Origin of the sequence: Pontivivens insulae (assembly GCF_900302495.1) — a bacterium.
Taxonomy (GTDB): Bacteria; Pseudomonadota; Alphaproteobacteria; order Rhodobacterales; family Rhodobacteraceae; genus Pontivivens; species Pontivivens insulae.
Genome location: NZ_OMKW01000004.1, coordinates 228,477 through 242,097, shown reverse-complemented (window position 1 = coordinate 242,097; position 13,621 = coordinate 228,477). Strand labels below are relative to the sequence as shown.

Here is a 13,621-nt window from a genome sequence, read left to right as displayed (position 1 = left end):
GCGCGCTGTTGGAGCGGTCGCTCGCCTCCGGCGGGGGTATTTGAGCCAAGCCGAAGCGCGCCTAGCGCGTCCCCTCTGGCCGTCGCATCACAGCAGCATGAACCGCGTTCTCGATCTGCCTTTGCTTGTTGGGTGAGTTCAGCTTCATACCGAACAGATCCTTCACATAGAACGTGTCGACTGCCTGTTCGCCATAGGTCGCGATGATGGCGGAGAAAATGTTCACGTTAACCGAGGCCAGAGCACGGGTGAGGTCATGCAACAAACCGGGACGGTCGCGTGTATCAACCTCGATGATCGTGAACAGATCGGAACCGGCATTGTCGAAGCTGATATTTGTTGGAACGATGAACTCCCGCTCGCGCCGTTTGATCTTATCTTTCGGGTCGAGAGCGGTGCGCGCCACAACTTCACCCATCAGGGTTTTCGTCACGGTTGCGCGCAAACGTTGAAGGCGCGCAGATTCGTAGGGGCTGCCCTCAATGTCCTGAATCCAGAACACCGAAATCGCGTAGCCGTCGGACGTGGTATAGGTGCGCGCATCGACAACATTGGCGCCCACAAGCGCAAGTGCACCGGCCAAGCGGGCAAAGACGCCGGGATGATCCGCATTCACGAACGTCACGCGGGTTGCGTCGCGGGACGGCTCTTCGACGAATTCACTTTCGATCGCGTCGTCCTTCACATTCGCGATCATCCGCGCCACACCGACATGGCTTTCCGTTTGTAGACCAAGCCAATACGGCGTGTAGTGACGATCCAACTCGGCCGCGCGCGCCTCTGCCGACATGTCGGAAAGAGCTGCGGAGAGCGCCTCTTTCGCCTCCTCCTCCCGCTGATGGCGGGTCGGGCTGTCGATGCCGTCGGTCAGATAGTCCTGTGTCGCCGAAAAGAGCTGGCGCAGCAGCACGGCCTTCCAGTTGTTCCACGTGTTCGGGCCAACGCCGCGGATGTCGCAGACGGTCAGCACCAGCAGCAGTTTCAGACGCTCCTGCGACCCGACGATTTTTGCGAAGTCAGAAACGGTTCGGGGATCGGAAATATCGCGTTTTTGTGCCGTATCGCTCATCAACAGGTGGTGGCGAACAAGCCAGACAACCAGATCGGTATCCGCCTCATTCAGCCCCAAACGGGGACAGATTTCCGCCGCCAGCTCTGCCCCGATAATCGAATGATCCTCTGGCCGCCCTTTGCCGATATCATGGAGCAGCATCGCGACGTAGAGCACTCGGCGGTTGAGGCCCTTTGCCATCACTTCCGTCGCGTAGGGCAGTTCATCGACCAGCTTGCCCCGCTCGATCCGGCTCATGACCGAGATACAGGTGATCGTGTGCTCATCCACCGTGTAGCTGTGATACATGTTGAACTGCATCATCGCGACGATGCGCCCGAATTCCGGGATGAATGCGCCCAGAACGCCGGTCTCGTTCATTCGGCGTAAACCGCGTTCCGGGTTGGTATTACCCAAAAGGATATCGAGGAAGATGCGGTTGGCACGGTCGTCTTCCCGGACCTGTTCAAGCAGATCGAGATTGGCGGTCGCCATGCGCAGCGCTGCGGGATGGATCAGCGTTTCAGCCTCAAGCCCGATCTGGAAAAGGCGCAGGAGATTAACGGGATCAGAGAGAAATTTCTCTTCGTCCTCCACGTTCAACCGTCCATCTGCCAGCACGAACCCTTCTGGCGTGCGGTCGCGCTCCCGGCCGAAAATGTTCCGGATCGCCTGACCGAAGCCGGGCTTTGCCTTGATGTGCTTGGCCTCCAGTGAAACCAGGAAAATTCGGCTGAGTTCCCCGACCGAGCGGGCGTGCAGGAAGTAGACCTGCATGAAACGCTCAACACCCCGCTGGCCGTCAGCGTCGACGAACCCCATCGCGGCCGCCACCTCAACCTGCATGTCGAAGCTGAGATGTTCCGTAGCACGATTGGCTGTCAGATGGAGATGGCACCGCACCGACCAAAGGAAGCTCTCGGCGGCGGAAAAGATCGCGAACTCATCTTCGGTAAAGACACCCTTTTCGACGAGGACCTTCGGATCCTCGACATCGTAAAGATACTTCTCGATCCAGAAGAGGGTCTGCAGATCACGCAGCCCCCCTTTTGATTCTTTCACATTTGGCTCGACGAGATATCGGGTGCCGCCATTACGTTCATGCCGAGCTTCCCGCTCTGCCAGTTTCGCTTCGACGAATTCGGGGCCGGTGTCACGAAAGAGGTCGTTCCAAATGCGTTGATCCAGTTCGGCAGACAGGTCGCTATCGCCCCAGATATGACGCCGCTCCAGTAGCGTGGTCCGGATGGTCATGTCATCGCGTCCCAGTCGCAAGCACTGATCCACGGTCCGCACGGACTGCCCGACCTTCAGGCGCAAGTCCCAAAGGATGTAGAGCACAGCCTCAATCAGGCTCTCACCCCACGCTGTCTGCTTGTAAGGCGTCAGGAACAGAAGATCGACATCAGAGAACGGGGCCATTTCGGCGCGGCCAAAACCGCCGACCGCTAGCACGGCGATACGCTCCCCCTCGGTCGGATTGGGGCGTGGATGAAGCCAGCGCAGCGCTGAATCAAGGGCTGCACTGACGATCACATCCGTAAGTCGGGAATAGGCTCTCGCAGCCTGAGGGCCACAAAGAGGTGCCTCGGCAAGTGCTGCGGCAATCTCGGCTCGTCGAGCCTCCTGTTCAGCCACAAGTGTTTTGATGATCGCCTGCCGAATCGCGTCGGCACCATCACACTCGGCTACAGCCTGCTCCAACGCATGTTGCAGCGCGTTGCGGCTGGCGGCTCCGTCGTCCAGCACAAAGCGGCTGGCCGACGGATCTGTCATGGCCGGGTCAGAAACCGGCGACTCCGAAACGTCCTGGGGCGGGATCAACAAGCTGGGGTCCGTCACGGGTCACTTCCATAATTGCAAGTGCGCGCTCATTGCCGCCCCCCGGCGTGAGGCGGAACGCGCCCTCTACCCCGGTAAAACCACTGGGGCTCGTCAAATTCGTTGCCGCGAATGCGTCAACATTTCCGGTGGCACGGGCCTGTTGCATCAGTGCTGTTACGACCGCGATGCCATCATATGCGATCGGCGCAAGCGCGTGGGGCGATGTGCCATAGCGCGCGGTATAGCGCGATTGGAACGCGGCTGCACGTCCCGCATCCGGTGTTGTGAACCATGCCCCTTCCAATGTCCGCTCGGATGCAAAGGCGCGGTCAGACAGGTCTTGCAGGCCGATCACCTGAACTTCGCTCATATTCATCCCGTGAAACGGCAGGAATGTGGAGGCATAGACCAAACCAGCGCCACTATCCGACATGACGAGGTTGTTGACGCCCGCTGAGGTCATGGCATTGGTGAAGGCCTGTCCCGCCGCAGGGATACCGTCGCGTGAGCGCGGGTATGAACTTGTCGCCACAAGATCCGTCCCGGTGCTGCTTGCGGCAGTGCGCACCGCATTGAGTGCGGCATTTCCTTCCGCATCCTGCGTGTGAATGATGCCGGTGCGGCGCAAACCATTCGCAGCTGCATAAGACAAGAGACGCGTGGCGCGGCTCTCAAACGTGTTGCCCAGAACATAGACATTTGCGCCGGCGACGGCGGAATTGTTCGAGAAGCTGAGAACGGGCACGCCGGCGGCCTGTGCAATTGGCCCTGCCGCCGCGACCGATGCAGAGAACAGAGGCCCGACCAGGACGTCCGCACCTTCGACGATCGCTTGACTTGCAGCCTGTGTCGCCCGCGCGGGATCTCCAGCAGTTGAATAGGTGCGCAAATTGACGGTCACATCGGGCGCATCTGCGATTGCAAGCCGCGCTGCATTTTCAAGGCTTTGCGCAAGGGCGTTGCGTTCCGCGTCCGCGCCGCCCGACGGGATCAGCAGGGCCACGTTCACCGGGCCGTTCGGATCAATCTGACCGGGCGCCAGGATGGCGGGGGCAGGTTCGGCCACGGGGGCCGCCGGGGCGGTGCTTGTCTCGACGGGGGCGGTACACGCCGCCACGGCGGTAAGCGCGATGGTTGCGGCGACCCCCCGTAGGAACGTTGTGGCGCTGCTGGACAAAATACGCATTATGCTGTCTCCGATCCTGCTAAAATGCGATGCCGAATGGCAAGATTGTTACTCGGCACGATATAGAACAGCAGTTGATCCGATAAAGTAGAAAATTGCCACCATTCGGAGGCCGAAATGGCGCTTGAACCGGCCCTCTATCTCGTCGCGACCCCGATCGGAACGGCGGCTGACATCACGTTGCGCGCACTCGATATCCTGCGCGAGGCCGATGTTCTGGCGGCAGAGGACACGCGCACCTTGCGTCGGCTGATGGAGATCCACGGGGTGCCGGTGGCCGGCCGGCCTATGATTCCCTATCACGACCACAACGGCGCGGCACAACGACCGCGCCTTCTGGCGGCACTTGGGGAGGGAAAAAGCGTTGCCTACGCCTCTGATGCGGGAACACCCCTGATTGCCGATCCCGGCTATGCCCTTGCGCGCGACGTCCGGGAAGCGGGCCATGTCGTGCGCAGCGCACCGGGGGCTTCCGCCTTGCTCGCGGCCTTATCAGTGGCAGGCCCCCCAACGGATCAGTTCTATTTCGCAGGCTTCGCACCGACCAAGACCGGGGCTCGCGACAGTTTCTTGCAGGCCCTGGCCGCGGTTCCCTCGACATTGGTGTTCTACGAGAGCCCGAAGCGGCTGGCCGCATCCTTGCGCGCAATGGCTGATCGGCTGGGCGGCAAGCGGCAGGTCGCGATTTGCCGCGAATTGACCAAAAAGTTTGAGGAGGTCCGACGCGGATCATTGGAAGAGCTTGCAGAGACACTCGCCGCAGAGGGCCCGCCAAAAGGCGAAATTGTGATCGTCGTCGGTCCACCCGTCACGCAGGACGTCGACGAAGCGGCGATCCGGGCCCGGCTTGCAGAGTTGCTGAAAACGCTCTCAACGAAAGACGCAGCACAGCAGATTCAGGAAGAGACGGGCATCCCGCGCAAAGTGGCCTATCAAATGGCGCTCGCGGTCGGCCGCGTTAGATAAATGTTAGGATATTGCTTGAATGCTGAGGGAGGTTTGAGGTTGGGAGCACCGAAATGTCATTTCACAGCAGACAGCTGGATTTCTTTGCAGCGCTCGACCGCCCCCAGCCAAAGCCGATCGTGGAGCCTTCGCATCGGACCACCCGAGGCAAGTGCGCCTATCAGACCGGCCTGACAGCCGAAGACACTGCTGCGCGTCTTTATGAAAACCGTGGATATCGGGTGATTGCCCGCCGATGGCGCGGGCCGCGGGATCATGGCGGAAGTGATATCGACCTCGTCGTCTCGAAGGGGCCAACAACCGTCTTTGTCGAGGTTAAGGCCCGACGCAGTCTCGAAGAAGCCGCACATTCCGTGATGCCAAGGCAATGGTCACGCTTGGAGCGTGCTGCGGAAAGCTATATGCTGATGCATGGCATGGGCACCAATGCTGACATTCGGTTCGACGTCGTTCTGCTCGACAGGCACGGCGCGACCCAGATCATAGAGAATGCCCAGCCCTTTTGAGGCGAAAGAGGTGTGACATGATCAAACCAATCTCAACTGCGACAATCGCGCTATGCTGTGCGTTGCTCGCATCAGGCTGTGGCCCCGTTCTCGTCGGTGGTGTTGCCGCTGGCGCGTTGTCCTCCGCACAGATCCGCTCGACCGGCGAAGCGGCGACAGATGTCGAAATCGACCTGCGGATCAACGATGCGCTTTTTCAGGAAAGCGCGGAATTGTCCCGGCAGGTCTCGGTGACTGTTTGGGAAGGGCGTGTCGTCCTGCTCGGCGCCGTGCCGAATGAGGCCGCGAAAGCACGCGCAGGCGCGATCGCGCAGGGCGTCCGCGACGTTCGCGACGTGTCCAACCAGATCTCAATCGCCGATCGCACAATCAGTGGAATCGCGACCGACGTGCGCATCGCGAACTCGATCCGTCTGCTCGTTGGACAGGATCCTGATGTTTCGTTGCTGAACTACGATGTCGAGGTGGTGAATAGCGTGGCACATATCATGGGCATCGCGCAGAGCGAGGCGGAGTTGCGAAAGATCACGCAGATCGCGGCGTCGGTTTCCGGGGTGCGCGAAGTGGTCAGCCATGCGCTGTTCGCGGATGACCCACGCCGCCGCATTTGAACCGCAGACGCGCACGTCTTCGTGCGGGACGGCCTATTGAAAGCGTAGCCGCCCCGCCACAGGTGCTGAAGCGAACCGTCCTGCTCGCAGGACCCAATGCCTGATCAAATGCGAGGCCCAATATGGCCAAATCCCTTTCCGTCGCGATGCAAATGGACCCGCTTGGCGCTGTTGATATCAACGCAGACAGCTCTTTCCGGATCATGGAGGAGGCGCAAACGCGTGGGCACAGCCTCTTTTACTACACACCCGATCAACTGAGTTGGGAAGAAGGTCGTGTCATGGCGCGCGGGCAGGCCGTTACTTTACGCAGGGAAATCGGCAATCACTTTGACGCAGGCCCAATGGAGCGGCGTGACTTGGGCGCGTTCGACGTCGTGTGGCTGCGGCAGGATCCCCCGTTTGACATGGGCTACATCACGACGACACATCTGCTGGACTTCATCCATCCAGAAACACTCGTCGTCAACGATCCGACCTGGGTGCGCAACTATCCCGAGAAGTTGCTCGTCCTACAATTCCCGGATCTGACCCCACCCACGCTGATCGCCCGTGATCTGGAGACCCTGAAGGCGTTCCGGGCGGCCCATGGTGATGTGATCCTGAAGCCGCTTTACGGCAACGGAGGCGCAGGGGTGTTTCGGCTGAAACCGGGTGACAGCAACCTTGCCTCGCTCCACGAACTTTTTGGTGGGATCAATCGTGAGCCGTTGATCATGCAAAAGTTCCTTCCAGCGGTCAGTGCCGGCGACAAGCGGATCATACTTGTGGATGGCGAACCGGTCGGTGCCATCAACCGGGTACCGGCAGAAGGTGAAACACGCTCCAACATGCATGTCGGCGGGCGCCCCGAGAAGGTTGAACTGACGGAGCGGGATCGGGAGATCTGCGCAGCAATCGGCCCGACATTGCGCGAAAAGGGGCAGATTTTTGTTGGGATCGACGTGATCGGTGATTGGCTGACAGAGATTAACGTGACGTCCCCAACCGGTATTCAGGAACTAGAACGCTTCGACGAAACCAACATCACCGCGAAAATCTGGGATGCGATCGAGCGGCGACGGGGCAATTAACCATGTCGTTTCGTCTGGCCGCACTCAACCTCATCCTGCGCAACTTCGAAAAGCCGTGGCTGGCCAAGGTGCAGGATGTTGGAGAGTTGCGGGCGACGATGGCGCGGCGGGCTGAGAGAAGTCTGCACGTCCCTCCTGGAACGCATCGCAATGCCGCATGGGTAACCGGGCCAGAGGGCAAGATCGAAGCGGAATGGTTGACCCATGGCACGCCTCCGCGCGGTCAGGTTATCCTCTTTCTGCATGGTGGCGCATATTGTGCGGGCGGACTTGCAACCCATCGGTCCCTCGCAGCCGAATTGGCGCGGCGGTGCGGGGTGCGTGTTTTCCTGCCGGAATATCGACTGGCACCCGAACACCCCTTCCCCGCCGCGATCGAAGATTGTGCCGCTGCCTATCGTCACTTGCTGCAGAGCGGCTATCACGCCCATGACATCGCCTTTGCAGGCGACAGTGCAGGAGGTGGTCTGGTGTTGGCCCTGCTGCATCTGTGCGGGTCGGAGGATTTACCTTACCCAGCCGCTGCGGCGACGTTCAGTCCCTGGGCAGACCTGTCCTTGGGCGGTGAGACTTACAGCAGCAACGCAAGGCGCGATCCGATGCTGCCCTACGAACGCGTAGTGGAGGCCTCCGCCGGGTATCTGGACGGGCAATCTCCCGACGACCCCCGCGCGTCCCCGATCCATGGCAGCTTCGCTGGCTGTTGCCCCGTGCTGATCCAAGCGAGCGAAATTGAGATGCTGGCCGATGACGCCCGTGCAATGTCAGCGCGGCTAAGTGCCAGTGGTGTGGATGTTGAGTTGCGCTTTTGGCCCCGCACGCCACATGCTTGGCATCACTTCCACCACCGCATTCCTGAGGCTGATGAGGCGATTGCGCAGGCTGCGACCTTCCTGCGGCGGCATTTGCAGGCGTCAGCGCTGGAAATGGCTGACGCTGCGGGCTAGGACAGGGCACCGACCCATTGTTCGAGGTGACGCCCCATGACTGCGCCGCAGCCACAGCCCGGAATTCTTGATGTAACGCCCTATGTCGGCGGCGATGGTGGCCATGGCACGGGTGCCAATCGCCCGATCAAACTGTCGTCGAACGAAAACCCGCTTGGACCCTCACCGAATGCGGTTGAAGCCTACAAGGAGGTTGCCGGGGATCTGGCGACTTATCCCGATGGTGGGCAAACAGCATTGCGCCGCGCGATTGCGGATATCTACAAGCTGGATGCAGACCGCATTGTTTGCGGCGCGGGATCAGACGAGATTTTGAGCCTGATCTGTCAGGCCTATGCCGGGCCCGGCACGGAATTGATCCACACTGAACATGGCTTTGCGATGTACTCGATCTACGGCCGGATCGCCGGTGCAACGCCTGTGGTTGTTCCCGAAGACGAACGCAAGACCGATATAGACGCTATTCTGGGTGCGGTGACGGAGCGCACGCGCCTTGTCTTCCTGGCAAATCCGAACAACCCCACCGGCACCCTGATCGCGCAAAGCGAAATTGACCGTCTGGCACGAAGCTTGCCGCCACATGTCGTGCTGGTCCTCGATGGCGCCTATGCTGAGTTCGTGCGCGAGCCGGGATACGATCCGGGCATCGCTCTGGTCGATGGGGCGCGTAACGTGATCATGACCAGAACATTCTCGAAAGTTTATGGTCTCGGCTCCCTTCGGGTGGGGTGGGGCTATGCTTCGGCGGAGATTATTGACGTGCTCAACCGTGTGCGCGGCCCGTTTAATGTTGCCTCGCCAGCGCTGGCCGCAGCCGAGGCTGCCGTGCGCGACGTGGAATATACCGAGCATTGTGTGATCCAGAATGAGATTTGGCGCGAATGGCTTGCGCGTGAGCTTTCCCGGGCAGGACTGCCAAGCGATCCTGCACACGGCAATTTTTTGTGCGTGCGCTTTGCCGATCAAGCCACGGCAAACGCTGCGGATATGGCGCTGAAGGCCAAAGGACTGATTGTGCGGGATGTATCTGGTTACAACTTGCCAGGCTGCCTGCGGATCACGATTGGCGATGAAAGTGCCACGCGCGCCGTTGCACGCACGCTGACCCAATTCATGGCTGAGCGATGAGCGCACCGCTTTACAATCGGGTTGCATTGATCGGGCTGGGTCTGATCGCTGGATCAATTGCGCTTGCCGCCAAGCGCCGAGGGCTTGCGCAAACGGTCGTAGGAACCGCCCGCAGTGCCGCAACCCGCGAAACAGCTGCTCGGATCGGTCTGGTAGATAAGGTTTTTGAGACCGCGGCAGAGGCCGTAGCCGATGCAGATTTGGTCATTCTATGTGTTCCAGTTGGCGCAATGGCGTCCGTCGCAGAAGACATCGCGCCCCACCTGAAATCCGGTGCAGTCCTGTCGGATGTGGGCTCAGTCAAAGCGGCGGTGATTGAAGCGGTCGCGCCGCACTTGCCTGATAATGTCGTATTTATCCCGGCTCACCCGCTTGCAGGGACCGAGCATTCGGGCCCCGAGGCAGGTTTTGCTACACTGTATGAGAACCGCTATTGCCTTCTCACGCCCCCCGAGGACACAGATGCTGAGGACCTGTCGCGGTATATCGCATTCTGGCAAGGGATGGGGGCGAAGGTCGAGACGATGGATGCTGAGCACCATGATCGCGTGCTCGCCGTCACCTCACATGTGCCACATATCATAGCCTACACCATGGTCGGTGTTGCTGACGATCTGCGCCGCGTGACCAACTCCGAAGTCATCAAATATTCCGCAGCGGGTTTCCGCGATTTCACACGGATTGCGGCCTCTGACCCGACGATGTGGCGTGATGTCTTTTTGAACAATGAAACGGCCACGCTGGAGATTTTAGGACGTTTCACCGAGGAGCTGTTTGCCCTGCAACGCGCGATCCGCAAAGGGGACGGCGATCACCTCCACGACTATTTCACGCGGACGCGTGCGATCCGGCGTGGCATTCTGGACGCCGGCCAGGATACGGACGCGCCCGATTTCGGGCGGATCAAGCCAGAGTGAAAGTTGCCCTGCTGGCATGGTTGATCAGCGCCAGCGCAGCTTTGGCGCAAAGCGCTCCACTGACGTCGCCGCTGCCCGAGCCGCGCCCATCACAAAGCGGACCAATCCGTGTGGCGATCATCGGAGAGCTGTGCGATGACCCACGCCTGCAAGGACGCATCGCGCCAGAGATCACGGCAGTGCGCGAAGGATGCGGCATCGAGGCTCCGGTTCAGTTGACCTCTGTTTCAGGGGTAAGCCTTTCATCGGCAGCCACGGTAAACTGCACCCTTGCGTCAACGTTTGCAGACTGGTTGGAGTTCGATGTGCACCCCCTCTTCGCACAGCGACCGGCATTGACCGGGCTGGCAGGGATCAGCGGATATGTCTGCCGTGGCATCGCCGGAGGAGATCGGCTGTCAGAACACGCGACGGGGAACGCCATCGACATAGCGTCGTTCCGCTTGGGAGATGATAGCCGCATCAACGTTCTGGACGGCTGGGACGACCCGGAAGATGGGCCCCTGTTGCGTGACCTCTTCGACACGGCGTGCGCGCGCTTTGGAACCGTGCTTGGACCGGGGGCAAATGACGCCCATGCCGATCACTTTCACCTCGACATGGCGCCGCGACGCAACGCCTATTGCCGCTGAAGCGATGGCGCCGAACCAATCGGCAACGGGCCCAATCGCGCTTGCCCGTCCCGAAACGTGATGGGCGCCTCAAGGCTGTTGCGATCCCCGCTGCTGGAGGCGAGCAGACCGAGACCGAACCGTGCTGCGCGCGCGCTTCCCTCATCCAACGCACCATTGGCAACGGCAAGGTCAAGCATCGCTTCCCAATTGCGGGCGCGGATGTCCAGTTCCCCTTCCGCGAGCCCCTGAGCGTCGGCGGTCAGGTCTCCGAATGCGCGCAGGTCGAGTTCCCCCCAGGCACCAGATGCATCATCAATGCGAATAGAGGCCAGCTCCGGCGCATCTCGTTCGATTGTGCGCAGACTTACCGTACCGTCGAAGGTCGCCGTCGCGTCGAAATGCACGACCGAAATTGCAGGCGGCAGCAGACCCGTCGCGTCAAATCGTGCCTTCAATCCCTCTGACAGCTCCACATTTTCAAGGTTAAGGCCGAGCCGGTGAACGGTACCGCTCTCATCCGCATCAAGTGCGTCGCTTGCAGCATCGAGGATCGGGACGAACAGCGTCTCCCCATCTGGCAAGCGGATCGCGATATCACGACCTTCCATGCGCGAGCGGACAAGCTCAAACGCACCATTCGCCGTCACCGCAAGAGAGGCGCGCAAACGCTGGCCTTCGGCGGAGATCGTTCCGCCGCCGGGGGTTGAGAAGCGCTGCTCACCCGGCCACACCGCAATGATCGCGAAGGGCTGATAGCTGAGCGTCAACAGTTGAAATTCATCCGCAGACCAAGCCCAGCCGCTGCGCGGATCAGCAAGTTCAAGGCCCGAGATCTTGGTGTCGACCCGATTTGGAAATCCCGTGATGACGAGTTCTTCGTAATCTGCGACCCAGCCCTCGGCCCGCCTCTGCTCAAACCAAGTCTCGACAGCCGTTCTGCGGATCCCTGCATTGACCCACCAATAGCCTGCCCAGGCCAGACAGCCGACCACGAAAAGCCCAACCAGAATCTTCACGCCCCGCATCACAATACCCTCTCGCCCTGCTGTTCGCATCGGTCTATAGCACGCCATATCATGGGAGACAGCGCGCGATGATCGACCCTTTGTGGATATTTGGTTACGGTTCACTGATGTGGAAACCCGGCTTTGCCTATGCGGAGCGGCAGGTTGCAGAGCTTTCGGATTTCAAGCGATCTTTCTGTATGCGTTCGGTTGAACATCGTGGAACGCCCGAAAACCCCGGCCTTGTGCTCGCACTGGAAGAGCATGCCGGGACCAACTGCCTGGGCGTTGCATTTCGGGCCGAGGATGAAAGTGCAGCACAAACACTGGCCTACCTGCGTGAGCGGGAACTGGTCACCAGTGCCTACCTTGAGACCGTCCAACCGGTCCGCCTGACCGATGGCCGTATCGTCCGAGCCGTGACCTACGTGATGGACCGCGAACACAGCCAGTATGTCGGCGATCTGACTGCTGAAGCACAGGCAGATATCATTTCGGGCGCTGAGGGAGGAATGGGTCCAAACCCCGATTACCTCTTCGGCACGGTAGAAGCGCTGCGAACACAGAAGATCGCTGATGAGGATCTGGAGCATGTCGCCCGGCTGGTCGCCGGGCGCATCGGGTCAGAATTTCGCTAAGGTTAGCTGCCTGACAGCTGGCGCGATACGATACGGAACCACGCACCGTCTGCACGCATCTCCGCCAATCCGCGGTTGAGGCGCGAAATTGCAGTCACACCGCGCGGATTTGACTGATTGGCTACGGCGTGAAGTGTCACACCACGCTCCAATGCCGGAACTTCCGTCACACGGCCGGCGACACCGCTCTCAGACAGACCTCCGCGCGCCTGGACGGCCGTGACAGAGACGATGTCAACTTCGCCTGCCGCCAGCGCCTCGAAGCACTCCGTCGCAGTCGCCGTCTGCACCAATTGGCCTGACGAGCCCGGCAGGCGTTCAGCATCCAGATCGAACGTGAACAAATCACGCGGGCGGCAGATGCGGGTTCCACGAATGTCATCAGCAGTGGCAGCCCCAGCAACCGGGCTTCCGTTCAGCGTGTAAGCCTCCATTGCGATCTCATGGAAGGGCTCAGAGAACGCGAACTTCGCGCAAAGCTCGATCATCTCAATGGACAGCGTATCGATAACGTTGCAGTTGGGTCGGATCGACGGGAAGCCAACATCATAGAGCTCACGTCCAAGACCAATGTTCCAGGCCAGTTGGTCTTGCGCAATGGTCACATCCACGACCGCACCAGGTTGGGCGCGCCCGTAAGCTGTCTCCAGCAATTCCGTGGCAAGGCCGCCGCCGGGCAGATTTGCACCGGAATAGGGTGCGTTACCATCATAGGTCACGAACAGAATGTCTGGTTCATCAGTCGGCTCAATCGAGGCCGGTTCCGGCTCGGGCTCTGGTTCAGGCTCCGGTGTCGGCGCAACGACAACCACCGCCTCCGGTTCTTCCTCCGGCTCTGGTTCAGGCTCGGGCTGCGGCGCGGGTGCAGGAGCAGGAGCAGGTGTCGCGGCGGCGGAGGTCGGACACAGCATTTCAAGCACGTCGCCGACTTCAATCAGGTTGGGGTTGTCACCGATGACCGCGCGGTTCAGTTCATAGAGTTCGCGAAAGGACCCTGCCCCCGCTCGATTTGCGATCGCACGCAAAGTGTCGCCGGACTGAATTGTGTATGCCTCACATGCGGTCTGGGCCGATGCCACGTGCGGCGAAAGGACCGAAAGCGCACCTAACGCTGCGATAGAACTGATTCTGCGCACAGGAATCCCCCTGGAAACTT

13 protein-coding genes are annotated in these 13,621 nt (G+C 60.4%); 9 read left to right on the top strand and 4 right to left on the bottom strand.

Annotation, left to right across the window (positions count from 1 at the left end; all coding sequences use genetic code 11):
- Positions 1-61: 61 nt before the first annotated feature.
- Both POI8812_RS15245 and POI8812_RS15240 read right to left on the bottom strand, forming a co-directional pair.
- On the bottom strand, positions 62-2,827 hold the full coding sequence (locus POI8812_RS15245; RefSeq protein WP_108783467.1) for a [protein-PII] uridylyltransferase: 2,766 nt from the start codon (positions 2,825-2,827) through the stop codon (positions 62-64).
- Between the two features lie 7 nt (positions 2,828-2,834).
- Positions 2,835-4,061 (bottom strand): penicillin-binding protein activator, encoded by a 1,227-nt coding sequence (locus POI8812_RS15240; protein ID WP_108783466.1) that lies wholly within the window; start codon positions 4,059-4,061, stop codon positions 2,835-2,837.
- Positions 4,062-4,178: 117 nt separating this feature from the next.
- Between POI8812_RS15240 and rsmI the strand changes: the two genes are divergently transcribed.
- From rsmI to POI8812_RS15200, 8 genes are all read left to right on the top strand, one after another.
- Positions 4,179-5,027, top strand: coding sequence for a 16S rRNA (cytidine(1402)-2'-O)-methyltransferase (gene rsmI, locus POI8812_RS15235; protein WP_108783465.1), 849 nt, complete (start codon positions 4,179-4,181; stop codon positions 5,025-5,027).
- A 53-nt stretch (positions 5,028-5,080) separates the two neighbouring features.
- Positions 5,081-5,533, top strand: coding sequence for a YraN family protein (locus POI8812_RS15230; protein WP_108783464.1), 453 nt, complete (start codon positions 5,081-5,083; stop codon positions 5,531-5,533).
- Between the two features lie 17 nt (positions 5,534-5,550).
- Positions 5,551-6,144: a BON domain-containing protein gene (locus POI8812_RS15225; RefSeq protein WP_108783463.1), complete on the top strand. Its 594-nt coding sequence runs from the start codon at positions 5,551-5,553 to the stop codon at positions 6,142-6,144.
- Positions 6,145-6,266: 122 nt separating this feature from the next.
- Positions 6,267-7,217, top strand: coding sequence for a glutathione synthase (gene gshB, locus POI8812_RS15220; protein WP_108783462.1), 951 nt, complete (start codon positions 6,267-6,269; stop codon positions 7,215-7,217).
- A gap of 2 nt (positions 7,218-7,219) precedes the next feature.
- Positions 7,220-8,164 carry an alpha/beta hydrolase gene (locus POI8812_RS15215; protein WP_108783461.1) on the top strand — a complete coding sequence of 315 codons (945 nt, stop codon included), beginning with the start codon at positions 7,220-7,222 and terminating at the stop codon, positions 8,162-8,164.
- 36 nt (positions 8,165-8,200) lie between these two features.
- A complete protein-coding gene (hisC, locus tag POI8812_RS15210) occupies positions 8,201-9,292 on the top strand; it encodes a histidinol-phosphate transaminase (protein WP_108783460.1) in 1,092 nt (363 codons plus the stop codon).
- A complete protein-coding gene (locus POI8812_RS15205; protein WP_108783459.1) occupies positions 9,289-10,209 on the top strand; it encodes a prephenate/arogenate dehydrogenase family protein in 921 nt (306 codons plus the stop codon). The genes hisC and POI8812_RS15205 overlap by 4 nt, the downstream gene beginning before the upstream one ends.
- A complete protein-coding gene (locus POI8812_RS15200; protein WP_108783458.1) occupies positions 10,206-10,841 on the top strand; it encodes an extensin-like domain-containing protein in 636 nt (211 codons plus the stop codon). The genes POI8812_RS15205 and POI8812_RS15200 overlap by 4 nt, the downstream gene beginning before the upstream one ends.
- On the opposite strand, the gene POI8812_RS15195 is transcribed toward POI8812_RS15200, so the two are convergent.
- Entirely contained in the window at positions 10,829-11,848 is a 1,020-nt protein-coding gene (locus POI8812_RS15195; RefSeq protein WP_162844980.1) for a DUF2125 domain-containing protein, read from the bottom strand. The two genes, POI8812_RS15200 and POI8812_RS15195, sit on opposite strands and share 13 nt — an antisense overlap.
- Positions 11,849-11,916: 68 nt before the next feature.
- Between POI8812_RS15195 and POI8812_RS15190 the strand changes: the two genes are divergently transcribed.
- Positions 11,917-12,465 carry a gamma-glutamylcyclotransferase gene (locus POI8812_RS15190; protein ID WP_245895443.1) on the top strand — a complete coding sequence of 183 codons (549 nt, stop codon included), beginning with the start codon at positions 11,917-11,919 and terminating at the stop codon, positions 12,463-12,465.
- 2 nt (positions 12,466-12,467) lie between these two features.
- On the opposite strand, the gene POI8812_RS15185 is transcribed toward POI8812_RS15190, so the two are convergent.
- A complete protein-coding gene (locus POI8812_RS15185) occupies positions 12,468-13,601 on the bottom strand; it encodes a LysM peptidoglycan-binding domain-containing protein (protein WP_108783456.1) in 1,134 nt (377 codons plus the stop codon).
- Positions 13,602-13,621 lie beyond the last annotated feature (20 nt).